The sequence below is a fragment of the uncultured Fretibacterium sp. genome, assembly GCF_963544685.1.
In the GTDB taxonomy this organism is placed as follows: domain Bacteria; phylum Synergistota; class Synergistia; order Synergistales; family Aminobacteriaceae; genus CAJPSE01.
The window spans coordinates 1-15842 of the sequence record NZ_CAUUGJ010000017.1 but is presented as its reverse complement, the minus strand read 5'-3'; the positions used below and the strand labels follow the sequence as shown (position 1 = coordinate 15842).

Genomic DNA, 15842 nt, shown 5'->3' with positions numbered 1-15842 from the left:
CAGGCCTCGAGACTGGCGGGTCTACATATAGGGTTCCGGGAAGACGATATCCTTCCGGACGAAGATATTGAAACGCTTTCCCGGCCGGATCCGTATCGTGGGCTGGATGTCCGAGACCTTTTGGGTCAGTTTTGCCGCCATATCCAGTATCGCCTTGGCGGCCTGTTCGGAGGCGATGTCGCCGGGGCTCTTCCTCTCGGTGCCGTTTCCGGTTCCGCTCCCCTTATCGTCATGGACGAGCTCCGCCCCGGCCACGAACAGGGAGGACAGGAGTGCCGTGCCGACGAGCCGGCCCCAATGCTCGTCGACCCGTCCGGACAGTCCCGCATAGCCCGCCTGGTCGACCCCCGGGCTGCCCGCGATGTTCAGCGTCGTTCCGTCGGGAAAGACCAGACGGTTCCAGACCACCAGGACGCGGCGCTGCCCGAAGGTCACCTGCGAATCGTAGACCCCCAGGATTCGGGTCCCCTTCGGGATCAGGACGTTTTTGCCCCTCGCCGTATCCCAGACGTTCTCTGCGACCTGCCCGACGATTTGTCCGGGCAGATCGGAGTCGATGCCGTTCACCAGGATGCCGGGGATGACCGTCCCGGCCTTCAGCTCCCAATAGAACTTCTGAGGTTCGGGCAGGAACTCCGAGTAACCCTGCGCCGTCATCGAGGCCCCGCCCTTTTCGCCTCTCAGGAAATCTCCCTTCTGCACCTGGTGGTTGGGGTCGGGGTCCGGCTGCCGGAGCCCTGCAGCCATCGCGGCCAGCTCCGCCGCGCTCAGACTTTCTCCCGAACGCCCGCCGCTCTCCATCTTCCCCGCACCACCTCGCTCCTCGGCCAGGGGAAACCCCTCCACCCTGGGGATCGCCGTCAGCGCCGCCATCTTTATCTCCCGCATCCGCTCCGCCGCCTGTCTGTCCCTGGGGTCGGAGTAGTATTTCTTTCGATTCCGAGGCCGAAGTAGCAGAGGAGCCGGAGCCTCCCGCTCCTCGCGAGGTTCCGGGGATGGCGGAGCCTCAACCTCGTGGGGAGCCCGGCGGGCCGACCGCTGCATCTCCCGGATCAGGTTCTCGAAACCGTCCCTCGGAGCCCGAAGCTGCTTCGAGAGCCCGTCCGCCGAATCCTCGTCCGGGCGCTTCGCCCGGGACGTCACCAGCAGGATAACGGCGGACAGGAGCAAAACGAAGAACACGAGGACGCGCTTGCTGTGCCTTTTCGTCCGTCTCTCGTTCCGCTCGATGATGGGGCCGAACCTCTCCTTCCCCTCCTTGCTTTCCCTGTCCGTCATCGTCTCACCTCCGGGTCCGCCGAACGATCACGACGCGGCTCTGGTGCGCTCCCGTCCCCGCGATCAGGCCCGCCTTGTCGAAGACCTTGTCGACGACGTACATGTCCTGCACGACCCGGTAGTTGACGAGCATCTCCTTCTTTCGCTCGTACAGGACCAGGACCGGGGCCTCGATGCTCCGGAGCGTGCTCCCCGCGGGGAAGCGGATGTAGGTTTTGACCCCATCGTCCCAGAACGTGGACCGGCTTCCATCGAATCGTGTTCTTCCCCCGGATCTCGTAGTCGAAGTGCAGGGACTCCGGGGACACCGTCCCCTCCGGGAGAGCGGCGCGTTCCGTCCGCCTCCGTGCGACGAACTCGTCCCAAGCCTTCAGCGTGTCCGCAGGATAGGTGAACGATACCGAGGCCATGAACCTTTCGGGGACGGACACGAGGTCGACGTTGTAGGTCCGCCGGTCCGTGGTGACGACCAGGTTTGTGGAGATGTCCGCCATCAAGGGCTTTATCATTACGTGCAGCCGTTCGTTCTCCCCCGAACCGGACCGGCCGGGAACGAAGGTCCATCGGGCGGTGTCGCCGGGAAAAACGCCCGTCACAACCTCCCCCGGCTCCAGGATCACGTCCGTCACGCGCATGGGCCGACACAGGATCTTGGGCGTGTAGCTCCCGAACGCAAAGACGACGGTACCGGCGTCCCCCCGGCTCGGCGGAACGGCCTGCTTCGCGGACTCGAACTCCTTCACCAGCTCCAGCGCCCTTCGGTCTATGCTGCGAAGCTCCAGGTCCTCCCGGAGCTCCAGCCACCTGCGGGCCTGTCGTTCCTCCAGATACTCCCGCTCCGGGATCTCCTGCGCTCCCTGAGGGACCTCCTCGGTCTCGGCCCCATCGGCCAGCCTCCAGCCCACGTCGTCGGACATCAGGAGGATGTCCTCCACGTTCGCCACGACATCCCGCCCTTCGTGCCGGACCACCAGCTTCGAGGGCTTCTCCGTCTCCACACCCGGTTTCGGTTTCTCCGCCGGAGCGGCGAGCGCCGGCACACCCAGGGCCATGAAGAGAACGACACAACAACACGAACCCCAAATCTTCATCTGCTGCCTCCCGTCACGATCTCGCTGAAATTGAAGTCGACGATAAAGATGCCGAGGGGATTTCGCAGGATCTCCTCCATGGAGCTCGGCGGAATGATCTCGGTCTCGAAGATCCCGCGATAGTATTTTTTCCAAAGGCTGTTCCCGTCGGAAAACGCCTCCTCCGTCCATTCCGCCTGCCAGGTCCTTGGCGACAGCGGCAGGACCGAGTTGACGTCGACATTGACCGTGTGCTGCCTTCGGATCTCCTCGACGTTGTTTTTCCTGTAGTAGTCCCGGAACTTGGCGTCGGCGGGCGTGTTCTCCGGCGTGCAGTGGTACACGAAGTTCAGGAGGTGCAGCTGCGCCTCGGGGTCGGCAAACACCGTCTTGAGCGACCAGATGTAGCGCCCGACGTTCGAGACGATCAGGCGGGAATCGACGTCCGAGGGCGCGACCGGCTCCACGGCTATCTGATATCCGTGCCGGTCGACCTGAACGACGTAGGGCACGACCGTAATCCTGTTTGCGGTATGAATCACGGCGAACACGCAGACCACGCAGCACACCAGCAGGAGCAGCGATATCCGCCGCCACTGGGCGGCATTTTGGGAGAGATAACCGTACCGCTCGGCCGCCTCGGTGCGTCCCATCAGGAACGGGTCGCTGCCTTGAATCTCCCGTTCCTCCGACTTCTTTCCAAAACATGCCATCAGCTCCGTCCTCTCTTCCCGTCGCTGTCGAGCGGCGGCATACCGGCGGCCTGAGCGTTGCGCCGCCTCATCTCCTCCATGTACCGCTCCTGGGCCGTCTTGAGGTCGAACCCCATGTTCCGGTCGGGGTACGCACCGCCTCCCGGCGTCATCGAACTGCCCGCTCCACCGCCATCCCCCGCTCTGCCGAACTCGCGGGCCAGCCTGTGCTCTTCATAGATCCTCCTCGCGCCCTTCTCGCCGTCCCCTCCCGCCGCCAGGGTCCGGAACGCCTCCCAGGCCGCCCGGCCCACAACGTTTCCCGGACGACCGCCTTCGGCGGCGGCCGTATCCCTGAGGGCCTGAGACACGTTTCCGAAGGCTTTGGCCGCCTCCCGGACCTGCTCCCCGGCCCCCGTCATCGTCCGTGCCGCCCGGATCGAGGCGTTCCAAACGGTCATGCCCAGCCCCGCACCGGCCGCCACGGCCGCCATGAAGTTATTGTTTGCCGATGCAGAGCCGGTCATGATGGCCGCAGCGTAGTTCGGCACGGACTTCACGATCATGTAGAAGGCGACGAGGGCGGAGCACAGCGGCACGACGAACACGAAGACCCCATTGGGCTCCTGGATATACGCGGCTATCTGCGCCGGCCAGGTCGCCACGATTTTGCTGATCAGCCCCATCAGGAGCGACAGGAGCAGGAGCTTGACCCCAACGTGCACCAGCGCCCTGAGGTACCCCATGAAATAATCCCTGAAGAAGCCCAGGACGAAAAAGCCCAGGGTGAAGAGCCCCCCGATGGAGATGAAGACGAGCTCGATCTCGATGCAGAGGACCGTCGTCATGATCATGAAGCACAGGCAGTTGATCACGAAGACCAGGAACCCACAGATGACGATCAGGCCGACATCCATCCACCCCAGGCCGGCGGCGAACTCGACGATGGGCGAGGTCACCCTGGCGAACAGCGTCAGCAGGGACGCGAGCCCGACATACTCCCCGCCAATCAGCTGCCCCAGCTGCTTCAGGCTCTTGGGGATCTGCATCAGGATCTCGGGCCGCTCGAGGATCCAGACGGAGATGCCGACCCACAGGGCGTACCGGACGAGCAGCGCCAGGACGGCATCCATCGTGACCCCGCCACTCAGGAGAAGGTCTTTGCAGCCGAGGGCAAAGGCAATCAGCGAGGAGAACCACAGGATCTTCATCGTGTACTCCGCCGCTTTTTTCATCCAGTCCCGGGTCGCCATCCCTATCTCCGAAAACAGCTCGATCAGGGCCTCGTCCGCCACGGACGCCGGAGCGGGGGTGGCGACGAGCACGACAAAAAGAATCCCCGCCGCCACCCCGACAAGACGTAAAGTCCTCATGCCGCCTCTAAAAGAGGTCCGCCAGGCTCTCGAAGTCGGGACCTTTGACATCGGAGGGAGAGGCGGGCTTGAAGAACGCCTCCAGACGCTTCTGCCGGGCGTCCTCCTTTGCCCGTTCGGCCTCCAGAGCCACTCCGGCCATCTGCGCCTGCATCATCGTCATCTGCCGCAGCCGCATCAGCTCTTCTCCAAGGAAGCCCAGAAGCTGGTTCCCCGCCTGCTCTATTTGATTGCGTCCTTTGGCGCTTTTGGCAACATCCTGAATCTGCTCCAGGGTCTTCGTGTCGTCCTGGAACTGGTCCCAAGCGACGTGGATTCCTTTCAAGGTGGAGCGCACCGTCTCCATCTGAGTCTCCGCTATCGAGCGGCTCTCCTCCGCGAAGTCCCGGTTGCTGGCCATCGCCATGTCTCCATAGCTCTTGAACCGCCTTTTGAGCTCCTCGTCGAGGTTCGCGACCGTGTAGGTGAGTCCTCTGGTCTTGTCCAAAATCCCCTTGACCCTTCCGTAGATGCCCGTCACCTTCGAATAGATCTGCATCGGCCCCTGAAGCATGTTGTCGATGTCGGCCAGGCTCAGGACGTTGTCCAGGGTCCGGAGCTGGTCCTCCAGGAACTTTATCTGTTCCTGGGCCTTCTCTATCGCCTTGACCAACTCGGCGTTGTTCAGCTGCTGCGTGAACTCGGTGGCCCCTCCGCTCAGCCCGCCTCCGGCCATCGCGAACGTCGTGCAGCCGTAAGCGGTCAGGAGCAGCAGTGCAATGATTCTGATCCCTCTCATCGTTTCTCCCCCCTCCGTTTTACTTTCCTCAGATACGCTATGTCCTCGAGCTGCAGTTCCGTGTACCCGTCGTCCCGAAGGGTCCTCAGGGCGTTCTCCGGCCCCTCCAGGTCGACGAGTGCGCGAACCTTTCTCCTGAAAGCGAAGGGCAGCGGAAGCCGGGCCACGGGGCGGCCGTGAACCAGGTTCACCTCCCTGGGGACGGCCAGCTTCTCCACGTCCGCAAGCTCGATCGCGCGATACTCCTTCCTCGCATCGTGCAGGTACCGCAGGATGTATCGCGCCGAGCGCCCCGTGCGGAACATCGTCCGCACGGTCGCCTTCAGCTTCCCCTCGATGCGGAACCGGCTATCCTTCATGGGATCGACATGCCTCCTCCCTCTCCTCCCGTTCGCGGTACCGCTCCTCCCAGAGGATTCCCGCGGACTCCTGCCCCCGCGCCCGGAGCCAGTATCCGGGCCAGAGCTTCCCGTGCTCCGCCTGAAGGGCGCGTATCGCCTTCAGGTCGTCCTTGCCCGTGGCGCCGACGAAGGACAGCGCCACGTCCCGGAGCCCGAGGTCGAACAGCCGGTAGTTCCGCGAATTCGGCGCCGCATAGTAGTAGTGCCGCTTCATCACCGCCGAGGCGATGAGGTCGACCTGCTTGGCGTTCAGCCCCAGGTACCCCATGTACAGCGCCCTCATGTCCTCGTTCCGCGCGCCGGGATTGGGCAGGAGGATGCGGGTGAAGCAGGAGTCCAGGATGGTCTGCCTTATGGGGGAATCGACGATATGGCTCAGGTTCTGCGTGGCCATCACGACGGCGGCGTTCTTCTTCCTCAGCGTCAGGAGCCATTCCTGGATCTTCGCCTGGAACATCTCGTGCGAGAGCGCGGTCCATGCCTCGTCGATGACGATCAGGGTCGGGGGATTGTATCTGCCCTCCACTGTGGCGTCCAGCCGCTTCTCGATCTCGCGGAACAGGAAGAGGAAGATCGGCATGACCAGCTTCCTGTCCAGGTTCCAGACCCGGTCCAGCTCGAAGACCGTAAAATTCCGATACCGGACGTCGTTGCTCTCTCCATCCAGAAGCAGCCCGCCGGGCCGGTCGCCCGTGTAGTATTGCAGCAGCCTGCGGAGCCCGGAGTCCTGCACGGTCCCGCAGAAGTGCGTCAGGGTCCTCTCGGAGGGATCCCTCGTCGTGTTCGCGAGGTTGACAAGCGCCTCGTGGATCAGCTCCCGCTGTACCGGACTCGGGGGCGAGTCCTGCGAGAGCACGACGGCCGCCTCCAGCCACTCCTGAGCGTCCTGGCGCTCCGACGGCGTATCCAGGGACACCAGCGGACAGAAACGTATGCCGTCCCCGTCCGCACCGATGTCGTAGTGCGCGGCGTTCAGGCAGGAGGAGGCGAGGGGGAACATCGAATACCCCTTGTCGAAGGCAAAGATCCGGGCGTCCCTGTACCGCTCGAACTGCGAGGCGATGAGGGCCAGCAGGGTCGACTTCCCCGAGCCCGTCGGTCCCAGGACGAGCGTGTGCCCGACGTCGCCGTCGTGGAGGTTCAGCCTGAAGGGGGTGGAGCCGATGGTGGCCGCCTGCAGGAGCACGGGGCTCCGGGGCGGGAAATGCGCGGAGGGACAGTAGGGCTCGCCCGTCCAGTCCGTCGTCGACTCCATGATGTCGGAGAAGTTCAGAGTGCTGATCATGGGGCGGCGGACGTTCTCGTAGCCGTTGCCCGGCAGGGACCCCAGAAACGCCTCCATGCCGTTGCGGTTCTCGGCCCTTGCCGAGAAGCCCCGGAACTCGCAGGCCTTGATGGCCTCACGGGCGTGAGCGTGCACCGTCTCCGAGTCCGGGCCGCGCACGAGGATCACGGAGGTGTGGTGCCCGTACGCTACGATACCGGAATCCAGGGGCTGCGCCGCCTCGTCGATGTCGTTCACCATCGAGGCGGCGTCCAGGTTCACCGGCGCGTTGGTCACGTTGAAGACCTGAGCGACGAACCCCTTGATCTTCTGCATCCAGCGCTTCCTCAGCCGCGACAGAGTCCCGCTCGCGTCGTTGTGGTCCGTGAAGATGAAGCGGTTGCTCCAGCGCAGCTCGAAGGGCAGCAGCGCCAGGGCGTGAAGGATCCCGGGAAAGCTGCCCTGGGGGTACTCCATCACGGACACGGGAAGCACGTATTGGTTGTCGTAGACGAGCGGGCTGCCGACGAGCATGTCCCTGGCCAGCAGGGTGTCCAGGTAGGTCGGAGCGGGCAACGGTACGCGCACCGGATGCCATCGGCCGTTCACGATGGTGTTCAGGGCCTGGAGCAGCTCCGAGACCGGGACGATCTCCCCGTCCATCGTCTCCGGAGCCAGTCCCATTCTTGCGAGCCGGATCTGCTTGCTCGCGGTCAGGACGTTCTCGAACTCGGCGAGCTTGTCCTCGAAGGCCTCCAGGTTTTTGTCGAAGATCCGTTCCTGCTCCTCGTCGCTTTCGCCCAGGACGAAGTTCAGAGCCTTGCGGAGCTTCCCGGAGCGTTCCAGGAGCGGCGGCAGGCAGGTGAAGAAGATCGCCAGGCGGGTCTCGAAATGCCCGCCCTCCGCCTGATGGTACGCGTACCGCTCCAGATCGATCAGCAGGTTCGTCGGCTCCTCGAAGTCCCCCTCGGGGTAGCCGCCCGCCGCCTTGCGCAGCATCTCCACGTGGACCATCCAGCCCTTCCCGAAACGCAGGAAGGCCCGGCCGATGTAGGCGGAGAGGGCCTCCATCTCCTCTTTGGTGGCGGACTCCAGATCCGGCCCCGTGTACCGGAACCCCGCCAGCAGAGCGCCGTTCTTGAGCTCGACGACCTTCTCGGTCACAAGGGTTCGGTAGGGCAGGTACTCGGAGAATCCAAGTTCCTGCCGGGTCTTCATGGCATGTACGACGCTCATCGTTCACCTCCCGGCACTACCATCGTTTCGCCGTCGGGACGTCATGGCATCCCACCGTGCTGCACGCCGGGTACTCGGCCCGATACCGGAAGTTGCGCCGAAAGATGTCCGACATGCAGGGGTCCTTCTTCGCCATGTACACCAGGAGCTCACGTCCGACGAAAAAGACGACGAACCCAGCAATCAGGTTGGGGAGGTTGCTCCCCGAGATGCCGCTGAACCCCAGCAGCGTGGACACCATGCCCAGCATGAGGAACAGGAATCTCTCGCAGCTCATCACCAGCAGCGGACGCGTCAGGCTCCGGTGGATGGGGACGACCCGGAGGTTCCCTTCCATCTCCCGCAGCGCCTCAGGGCACCAGGAACGTCTTCACCCCGAAGGTGTTCAGGACGTTCGGAGCCGCTCCCACCATCCCGAGAAGGATGGCCGCTATCGACACCCAGCGGATCCAGCCGCTCATCTCGGCCCCGGCAAAGGCCACGCCGACGAAGCCCGCGACGATGAAAAGAAGGCCGAGGGCATAGACGACGGGCCCCGTGAGGGAGTCCGCGATGATCTTCATCGTGCCGTCCCAGGGCAGGACGTTCGACGTGTTCGCGTCCGCGGCGCCGCAGAGTGCCGCCAGGACCAGCAAGCCTGCTAAAAGTACGGTTCTTCTCCTGTTCATTCGATTCCCGTCTCCTTCGATCTCAGATTGTCTTTCCTCCCGCTCCTGCCGTAGATACAGTCGTAGACATACCTCCCATCCCTGAATCCCGTGACCTCGATGATCTCCGTCACCTGTCTTCCCGCCTTTCCGCGTTTATCCATAAACACGACCACGTCGACGGCCTCCGCAATCAACGTGCTCATGGGATTTTGACTCGTCTCGAGGATTAGCTGCTCGAGGCGGATCAGGGCCGAAGGCGCGCTGTTGGCGTGGACGGTCGCCAGTCCGCCGGGGTGCCCCGTATTCCAGCTCTTCAGCAGGTCCAGGGCCTCCTTCCCCCGCACCTCGCCGACGATGATCCGGTCCGGCCGGTACCGCATCGCCGTCTTGAGAAGTTTCTGCATCGATACGTTCTCGCTGGTCACGAATCTCTGCTTGTTCGTCGTTGCGCACTGAAGCTCCACCGTGTCCTCCATGACGACGAGCCGGTCCTCGGGGGCTATCTCCAGCAGCTCCCGGATGAGGGTGTTCGCGAAGGTCGTCTTGCCCGAGCTGGTGCCGCCCGCCACCAGGATGTTGCGGTTGGTCCGCATGCGGTCCCGCAGATAATCCGCACACCTCTCGGGAATCCGTCCCTCCTCGATGTAGCGCGAAAGGGAAAAGATCGCCGAGGCGTGCTTGCGGATGCTCATCGAGGGGCCGTCCGGACTCACCGGCGGGACGGCTCCCTCGACGCGGGAACCGTCCAGGGGCAGCCGCCCCTCCAGGATGGGCGCGGCCTCGTTCACCTCCGTACCGAGCATGGCCGCAATGGTGCCGAGCGCAGCCAGCCGCTTTGCGGAGGAGAGCGTCCTGCCGACATCCCGGAGGCGCTCGCCCTTCCGCTCGACCCAGATGCGGCCGTCGGCATTGACGCAGATCTCGAGCGTCCGCTCGTCCTCCAGGGCGTCCATCACGTCGGCCCCCAGCTCGCGCCGCAGTTTTCCGTAAAGCCGTTCCTGCTGTTCCACGGTCTCCAGGCCCAAGACAACACCGTCCTTTCCCTCGTGTGGGATGCGATTTTGCACGCGCTTCGTTCTCAGGATAGCGGCGTTTTTCCGCGTCTTTGAGCCAAGGGGCGGCGAGGGCGGGCCTCGAAAAAGGCAACTCCGTTCCGGGACATCCGGTGCGGACGCGGGGATCCGATGAGACGGAGAGGAGGAGGGACAGGATAAACAGAGGACCCCGCAGTGGGTTCCACCTGTACCTCGGCACCATACCCCATTTGTACAAAGGCGCCTGTCGATTCCCGTATGGACCGTTCTTTTTGAAAATGACGGGAACATTACCGACGCAAAAAAATACGACACGGCAAAATTTCCCCGGATGCCTCCATTACAATAATCACAGGGGGCGGCAAGTTCTCCCGGAAGGACAACGTTCTGTCGGATAACTTCCGCCGCCTCCAGCCTCCGTTCCCTGAGACGGCTGAGGGAGAATGTGTCGGGAACTCCGGACCTTCAGGTTTTTTTCCGAAAACCGCAAAAACGAAAAAGAGGGCTATTGAGCGCTTCCTGCCGAAACGGCCTTGTGCATAGGAGGTTTACGATGCCCTTCAATCACGCCCTGCTGAAAGCCTGGCGCCAACAAAACCACCTGACGAGGAAGGAGGTTGCCGCACATCTCTGCGTCTCCCACACCTACTACGTGAAGCTCGAAAATGGGGAACGAAGACCCAGCCTGGAGATCTTCGAAAGCATCTCGCAGCTGACCGGCATCGACGCGGAGTCGCTGCTCGGGTCAGGGAATGCCGTGATCGGAGCCGTCGACTTTTCTCCGGCAATCCTACAGAAGGAGGCTGTGGAACTGAGAAGGCAGCTGCTGGAGTCCGACGCAACCCTGTTCCGAAAGGACCAGACGATACAGGAACTGATGGGAATCCAGGGGATTCGGGAAAAGCTTCTGAGCGGTTTCAGGGAAAGGGACGAGGCGGAGTATCGCAAGGTCCTGGCCCAGGTTGCCGGGGAAGAGATGGAGGACGGGACATCCTGCGACCGGATCTGCCGGGCTCTGAAAATCAGTAGCCGGCTCCTCTTCCAATGGACGGGACAAAAGGAACTCCTCTTCCGTTGTCCGTTCGGACTCTTCGAACCCGTCACGGCCCCGACCCCCGAAATAGCCGGAATGAAGTTCGGCTGTCTCGACTGCGAGTTCTTCAACAATCTGACCTGCAAGGGGTTCGGCCTGGATGGGAACGTCGACCCCGAAGACCTCTTCGCGTGTCTCGAAAAACTGGAGGCCGGCGGGATCCGGAGCAGAAAGGAGCAGGTCCGCTTCCTGAGGGAACACTACGGCTTCGAGATCTCGGAGCACACCCTGTGCGAATACGTCTACCGCCACAAAAAAGGAAAGCGCATCTCCCCGAACGTCAGGAACATGCGCAACAGATAACTCCCTTCTTCAGTACAATCCTCCGCCGTACGGAATGTCTTTCAGTCCCTCGGATTTTCGGCAGTCTCACGCCGTATCGACAAACGGGTGAACGCGAATCGTTCGGAGCCCTCTTCGATTTACATGTCCTTCAATAGATTCAGTCCGCGGCTGGGATGGCTCAGTTTGCGCAGGGCCTGAGCCTCGATTTGAGAGAGCCTCTCGCAGGGTATGCCGAATTCGGCCTCGAGTTCCTCGAGCGTGTATCGGCGGATGCCGATGCCGAAACGGCGGGACAAAACCTCGCGCTCGCGGAGGGAAAGAGTCCCCATCATCTCGCGGACCCGATCCCGCAGCATCCTGTCGGCCAGCCTCTCGTCCGGCCGTCCGACGGTATGGGATTCCAGCAGCTCGCCCATCTCGTCCTCATCGCCGTCGTTCCCGTCCAGCGGCATCTCCAGGGACAGGGGCGCCGATGCCGTCGCCCGTATCTCCAGAAGCTCCTCGACGGAGAGCCCCATCTCGTCCGCGACCTCCCCGTCGTCGGGCTCCCGTCCCAGGGTCTGAGTGAGCTGGGTGCTTACCCGGGAAATTTTGTTGACGAGATCGACAATATGCACGGGGAGCCGGATCGTCCGGCCCTGGTTGGCTATCGCCCGGGTGATTCTGTGGCGAATCCACCAGGCGGCATAGGTGCTGAACCTGAAGCCGCGGCGGTAGTCGAACCGCTCCACGGCACGAATCAGCCCGAGGTTTCCCTCCTGGACGAGGTCCTCCAGCAGGACGCCCCGGCCCTGATAGCGTTTCGCGATGGCGACCACAAGGCGCAGGTTGGCGTTCACGAGCCTTTGCCGCGCGTCGGGGTCCCCGCCCTCGAGACGCCGGGCGAGCTCGATAACCTCCGAATCCGCCAATAAAGGGATTTTACCGATCTCCTCCAGGTAGAGCTGGAGAGCATCCGAAGTCATCATGGCCTCCCGACAGAAAAGGGGAATTATCAGGTGATATTAGTGAGAACATCGGACTTTGCCGTCATTATATCAATCCCGAATCCGGCAGGATCATCAGTAAACTACCGATTCTGGGAGGCGGCGACGGGAACTCCGAAAAGCTGTGCCCACAGCCCCACGCTGTGCTCCTGGATCAGGGGAAGCGAGGTGTCCCGGCACCACCACTGGTTGCCCACCCACAGGAGCAGATCGGGGGAATGAAGGAAAGAGAGCAGGCAGGGCAGGGACAGGTGCCCTTCATAACAGACGATTGCCGCCGCCTTTCGGCCGTCGGGGAGACGGAGGATTCCCGACGGCTCGTCGAAGAGGTGCAGGTTCGCGCCCGTTCCCGAGAAGGGACGATACATGGAGTAAGGTACCGGGATCCGCTGCCGGACGGACAGAACCGTGTCGTCGCCCAGCAGAAGGACGACGTTGTCGTACCTGCGCCCATCCTCCGTGGGGAGCTCGGCACCGAGAAGCACCTTTTGCCCGGACCTCAGGAGAGGACGCAGCTCCCGGTGCCAAAGCGCCAGCCCCGTCGCATTCAGCCGCCCGGCAATCGTCTCCGGAAGGACGACATACTCGGCGTCCGAGGAGGCGACGTTCAGCTCGTTCAGTCTCCGGAAGACCATCCGGGCACGTTCGAAGTCGTTCCGGAAATCGAAGCTCCCGCTCCCCATACGCCCGAACGAGGTGTCGACGGCCATGAAGCCCTCCGGCAGGGTGGGCGGCTTCAGCTCCGCCCAACCCAGGCAGCCCAGCAGCAGAAGCAGCAGCAGGAACCCGCAGGCAAACGGGCGGAAGAGCGCACAGAAGAAATAAATCCCCATCAGGGCGAGGAGCCCCCACCATCCCCATCCGGGGAAGAGGCATCCGGTCCCCATCCAGGGCGCCATGATCCCCACCAGGGCCAGCGGAGGCAGCAGGAAGGCCGCAAGATTGGCCGCCAGGAACCCCAGGCACTTGCCCAGACGCCCTCCATGCCAGAAGGCGAAAAACGGGACGGAGGGCCCCAGCGACATCAGGATCCAGAGGACGATTCCATCGGCGGCGGTATGGGTCTCGGAGAGAAAGACCGCCGCGCCCGGGGCGAGGCCGCGGGAGACGGCGAGCGTGTAGGCGAACGCGACCCAGAAGGCGGCGGTGCGCGACGGCGCCAGGGTCCAGAGGACGGGGACGCTCAACATCAGGACGGGCCATCGTGCCCCCGAGGTCAGGGAAAAGTACCCCACAAGAGCCGAGCACGCCGCCAGGAGCGCTCCGTAACAGGCATTCTCCCTTCCCCTACAGGAGGACATCGCTCGTCTCCGGGGCCGGTATCCTCGACCGGCGGTCCATCTCGGCGTCCATGAAGTACGGCGTCTGCCGCCCGTATATCGGCGGGAACCCCGTCGGCAGGATCAGCATGTCGCCGGGCTCCGTCACATCGCCGTCCCCGTTCTTCTTCAGGCCGGGGATGCTGCGGCACTCCTGATCGTCGAGAAGCGCACGTTTCTCCTCGTGGAGGCTGACCGATACCGTCCTCTTTCCCTGAGTCACGCTTTCGCTGTACCTCTTGACGGGGACCGTCACCTGACCCAGCATTCGGGACAGATACTCCGCCGTCTCCTGCGTGTTGGGCGCGAACGCGACCTGGATGTGGCACCCCGCTCGGATGGATTCCTCCTTCGTATAGGCCTTATAGAGCTGCGACAGGTCCTGAACGATGATATACGCCTTCAGGCCATACCCGCCGATGAAGCCCAGGGCCCTTTCGAAGAGCTCCATGCGCCCCAGGGAAGGGAACTCGTCCAGGAGCAGCAGCAGCCGGTGCCGGTACCCCTCGACGCTCCGGCCGTCCCGAAAATCCATCTTCTGCACCAGGTTGAAGACGATCTGCGTGATGATGAGGCGCGTCAACGGGGTCAGGCGAAGCTGGTCATTCGGGTTCACGATCAGGTAGAGGCTGACGGGGCTGTCGTTGTGCATCAGGTCCCGGATCCGGAAACTGCTCCTGCCGGTGTTCCGGGCGATGACCGGGTCCCGGAACAGCGCCAGGTTGGACACCACGGTCGACAGAACGCTTCCCGCCTCCTTTGCGGGTTTCGAGAGGATGGTCTGGGCCTCCTCGGCCACGATGGGATGCACGAGCGGGACGAGCTTTTCCTCCCCGTTCCGGTCGGAGATCGCACGGATCCCCAGGTGGGGATAGGACTGCCACGCCTGGACCACATCCTGCCACTCCTCGCCCGGCCTCGAGAGCTCGGAGAGGACGTCGGCCATTCCGGGGCACCCCCGACCCTCGAGCCGGAATTTGTACAGAAGGTGCGTGATGCAGCCGAGCATCAGGGACGATGCCGTCTTCGCCCAGTGGTCCTCCAGGCCCTTTCCGTGAGGGTCCACGACGATGGACACGATCTGCTGGATCGTCGCGGTCTCGACATACGTCCCCGAGGGGACGAGCTCGAAGGTCCGTTCGCGTTCGAGGTCGGGGGGGACGCCGTCCCGGAACCGGAAGTCCGGCAACACCTCCTCCAGAGGGTTGAACGTGGCCCCCGTATGCCCCTCGAGCGCCGTCGGGTCCGTGAAGTCCAGCCGCAGGATCTTCTGTCCCAGCTCCCGCTTCCTGTAGCCCGACGTCAACGCGAAATTCTCTCCCTTGATGTCCAGGATAAAGGCACTCTGCCTCCAGCCGTCCAACAGCGTGGGCAGGACCAGGCCGATTCCCTTTCCGCTCCTCGTCGGGGCGAAGCAGAGGACGTGCTCCCTTCCGTTGTGGCGCAGCATCAGGGTTTTCTTCAGAAGGCCGCCGACGACGATGCCGCCCACGACGACGCCCTCCTTCAGAGGCTTCCTGTTTTTTGAGAGCAGGCCGGCCGCCACGACGTCCTTTGTCGATGCCCAGTGCGCGGACCCGTGCAGGATCTCGGCGGCATTGCGCCTGCCGCCCCGGCAGAGCCGTGCCAGGAGGACGGAGACGAGACACCCGCCCGCAAAAATCAGCATCCCCATCCGGGTCACGTTCCGCTCCGCGGAGGCGGGGGCGCCGAGCAGAATCCGGAGCCAGTTCATCCCCCGGTAAAAGGGGTATATCGGGCAATCGGCAACCCGAAAGAGCGGGGGACCGAGCGCACTGTGGAAGTCGAGCGACCACGCGATGTACTGCGTGGCCGCCTGCATGGCCAGACAGACCCCGGCCAGAAGGACCAAAAACGTTCTGAGCCCCTGTCTCGAGGGGGTGCGCCTCAGGGAAAAGGCCTTGCCCCCGACGATGCTCCTGGGCATCAGCGCCGTGCCTCCCTCTCGTTCTGGCGCTCCTGCTCCGCCCGTTCCTCGGACCTGGCCTTCACCGTCGAGCTTCCGTTTTTGTGAAGGGTGACGGACACGTCGCTCCCGACCTCCAGAGCGGCCTCCCGCGCCATGATCCCGATCTCGTGCAGCACCGCCTGATTCTCCGAGATCCTCTGAATGGCGTGGGTATCGGTCATGGCGATGATTTTTCCCCTGTAGCTCCTGCCCGCCTGGGCGTCCGTGACGAGAACCCGAGGTCCCAGAACGGCCTTGGCGGCACCGAGCGCCTTGCTTTTCGCTTCGGAAGCGGCGCTTTCCTTCTCCGCCGCCGCGCCGTGCAGTACCTTCACCTCCGTTGCGGCCTCATCAAGAGCGGCCATGACGTTCTCCTGAACGTTGTCCAGGTCAACATCGGGAAGATTGTGATCG

General features: G+C 63.4%; 15 protein-coding genes. 1 reads left to right on the top strand and 14 read right to left on the bottom strand.

Annotated elements, in window-relative coordinates:
- Positions 1–21: 21 nt before the first annotated feature.
- Genes ABLA28_RS03015 through trbB form a run of 10 tightly spaced genes read right to left on the bottom strand, consistent with a single transcriptional unit; the run spans position 22 to position 9767 of the window.
- The gene (locus tag ABLA28_RS03015) at positions 22–1278 is read right to left on the bottom strand and encodes a TrbI/VirB10 family protein (RefSeq protein ID WP_347712453.1); all 1257 of its coding nucleotides are present in this window, start codon (positions 1276–1278) and stop codon (positions 22–24) included.
- Positions 1275–2369, bottom strand: a complete 1095-nt coding sequence (locus tag ABLA28_RS03010; RefSeq protein ID WP_347712452.1) for a TrbG/VirB9 family P-type conjugative transfer protein — start codon at positions 2367–2369, stop codon at positions 1275–1277. The genes ABLA28_RS03015 and ABLA28_RS03010 overlap by 4 nt, the downstream gene beginning before the upstream one ends.
- Positions 2366–3061, bottom strand: a complete 696-nt coding sequence (locus tag ABLA28_RS03005; protein ID WP_347712451.1) for a type IV secretion system protein — start codon at positions 3059–3061, stop codon at positions 2366–2368. Before ABLA28_RS03005 ends, ABLA28_RS03010 begins: the two co-directional genes overlap by 4 nt.
- On the bottom strand, positions 3061–4413 hold the full coding sequence (locus ABLA28_RS03000; RefSeq protein WP_347712450.1) for a type IV secretion system protein: 1353 nt from the start codon (positions 4411–4413) through the stop codon (positions 3061–3063). The genes ABLA28_RS03005 and ABLA28_RS03000 overlap by 1 nt, the downstream gene beginning before the upstream one ends.
- Before the next feature lie 7 nt (positions 4414–4420).
- Positions 4421–5191 carry a P-type conjugative transfer protein TrbJ gene (trbJ, locus tag ABLA28_RS02995; RefSeq protein WP_347712449.1) on the bottom strand — a complete coding sequence of 257 codons (771 nt, stop codon included), beginning with the start codon at positions 5189–5191 and terminating at the stop codon, positions 4421–4423.
- Positions 5188–5550 (bottom strand): hypothetical protein, encoded by a 363-nt coding sequence (locus ABLA28_RS02990; RefSeq protein WP_347712448.1) that lies wholly within the window; start codon positions 5548–5550, stop codon positions 5188–5190. Before ABLA28_RS02990 ends, trbJ begins: the two co-directional genes overlap by 4 nt.
- On the bottom strand, positions 5540–8092 hold the full coding sequence (locus ABLA28_RS02985) for a conjugal transfer protein TrbE (RefSeq protein ID WP_347712447.1): 2553 nt from the start codon (positions 8090–8092) through the stop codon (positions 5540–5542). The genes ABLA28_RS02990 and ABLA28_RS02985 overlap by 11 nt, the downstream gene beginning before the upstream one ends.
- 16 nt (positions 8093–8108) lie before the next feature.
- On the bottom strand, positions 8109–8429 hold the full coding sequence (locus tag ABLA28_RS02980; RefSeq protein ID WP_347712446.1) for a VirB3 family type IV secretion system protein: 321 nt from the start codon (positions 8427–8429) through the stop codon (positions 8109–8111).
- Between the two features lie 13 nt (positions 8430–8442).
- A complete protein-coding gene (locus ABLA28_RS02975) occupies positions 8443–8760 on the bottom strand; it encodes a TrbC/VirB2 family protein (protein ID WP_347712445.1) in 318 nt (105 codons plus the stop codon).
- Positions 8757–9767 (bottom strand): P-type conjugative transfer ATPase TrbB, encoded by a 1011-nt coding sequence (gene trbB, locus ABLA28_RS02970; protein ID WP_347712444.1) that lies wholly within the window; start codon positions 9765–9767, stop codon positions 8757–8759. The genes ABLA28_RS02975 and trbB overlap by 4 nt, the downstream gene beginning before the upstream one ends.
- A 562-nt stretch (positions 9768–10329) precedes the next feature.
- Here trbB and ABLA28_RS02965 point away from each other — a divergent pair.
- On the top strand, positions 10330–11172 hold the full coding sequence (locus ABLA28_RS02965) for a helix-turn-helix transcriptional regulator (RefSeq protein ID WP_347712443.1): 843 nt from the start codon (positions 10330–10332) through the stop codon (positions 11170–11172).
- Between the two features lie 119 nt (positions 11173–11291).
- Here the strand turns inward: ABLA28_RS02965 and ABLA28_RS02960 are convergent, their stop codons facing one another.
- From ABLA28_RS02960 to ABLA28_RS02945, 4 genes are all read right to left on the bottom strand, one after another.
- The gene (locus tag ABLA28_RS02960) at positions 11292–12119 is read right to left on the bottom strand and encodes a sigma-70 family RNA polymerase sigma factor (RefSeq protein WP_347712442.1); all 828 of its coding nucleotides are present in this window, start codon (positions 12117–12119) and stop codon (positions 11292–11294) included.
- Positions 12120–12223: 104 nt separating this feature from the next.
- Positions 12224–13441, bottom strand: a complete 1218-nt coding sequence (locus tag ABLA28_RS02955) for a hypothetical protein (protein WP_347712441.1) — start codon at positions 13439–13441, stop codon at positions 12224–12226.
- Positions 13428–15407: a type IV secretory system conjugative DNA transfer family protein gene (locus ABLA28_RS02950; RefSeq protein ID WP_347712440.1), complete on the bottom strand. Its 1980-nt coding sequence runs from the start codon at positions 15405–15407 to the stop codon at positions 13428–13430. The genes ABLA28_RS02955 and ABLA28_RS02950 overlap by 14 nt, the downstream gene beginning before the upstream one ends.
- The coding region (locus ABLA28_RS02945; RefSeq protein WP_347712439.1) for a hypothetical protein at positions 15407–15842 on the bottom strand (436 nt) is incomplete at its 5' end. The genes ABLA28_RS02950 and ABLA28_RS02945, both read right to left, overlap by 1 nt.